This is a genomic window from Zooshikella harenae, from assembly GCF_018837975.1.
GTDB classification, from domain to species: Bacteria; Pseudomonadota; Gammaproteobacteria; order Pseudomonadales; family Zooshikellaceae; genus Zooshikella; species Zooshikella harenae.
In genome coordinates this window covers 1-1029 of the sequence record NZ_JAGSOY010000280.1, presented here as the reverse complement: position 1 = coordinate 1029, position 1029 = coordinate 1, and the positions used below count along the sequence as shown (strand labels likewise).

General features: G+C 48.1%; 1 protein-coding gene. It reads right to left on the bottom strand.

The features are described 5' to 3' along the window. Positions 1-2: 2 nt before the first annotated feature. Positions 3-1029: phage tail sheath subtilisin-like domain-containing protein (locus KCG35_RS25630; protein WP_215822689.1), on the bottom strand; the 1027-nt coding region annotated here is incomplete at its 5' end.

The window sequence follows — 1029 nt, the reverse complement described above, 5'->3', positions numbered from 1 at the left end:
CATTAATTCCCCAGTAAGTTTTCATAATAGCGGTCGGTCATCGACGATCTAAACACAATGTGTTCCGCCGGGGCTGGTGGCGTGAAGTCAAAATCAAAATACACTTTACCCGCCGCTAAATTATCGGGTGTATTTAATTCTTCGTTCGGGTAACACTCGCCGCCTAGAATAGCGCCCAGTGCGGTTAGTGTGCGTAAATAGCGATTCACCCCTTCCGACACATCAGCAAAATAGGTTTTGGTAATATTCCGATCCACCGCCCACAGGTGAGCACGCAATAATGAATCTTCGATAATCGCCTTGGTCCTCACCACATTGACAAAGGTCCATTTCGGATCGGTAATACAGGTGGTGCGGTTGCCCCAGAGTCGATAACCATTTTCCTGAATAATGGTGGTGATATGGTTTTCATTGAGTAAATTGGCTCGACAATTCGCATCCCCCAAGGTGAAATCAATGGGGCGACTGGTACCGATAATGCCATTAATTTGTTTGTTCGACGGCGAGTGCCAAAAGCCTTTATCGTTATCCACTTTAGCCATCAATCCCGCCACATACGACGAGGGTGGCCTATCCACCGCCTGGTTAGTGTGGATATCCCAGACCTGGACCCAGGGATCAATTAAATACGCGTAGCGACTGTCGTATTTATTTTTATACTGAATGGCGTCTTCACCCGTGGTATTCGGTCCATCCAGAATCGCCATGCCATTAAGTTGGTTGGCGATCATGTCCAGCGCTTTACCCACCGGTTCTAAATGACTGTAGCCCGGGGCAATCAGTAAACGCGGTTGTACTTTAACCACGGATTTAGCGGTCGATAATGCATAAATCCCCGTCGGCGGATCACTTTGACCATTGCCCACCAAGGCACTAATTTGTTTGGCTTCCTCACTTTCTTCCTTGACCCGAATGACGACTACTAACGCGCCAATCTGATCAAAAATCCCTTTAATGGCGTTGGGTAATGTGCCTTTGGTGCCCAGTTTTGCCGCTTCTCGGGCTGAACCGGCGATTAAGACGGGTTTA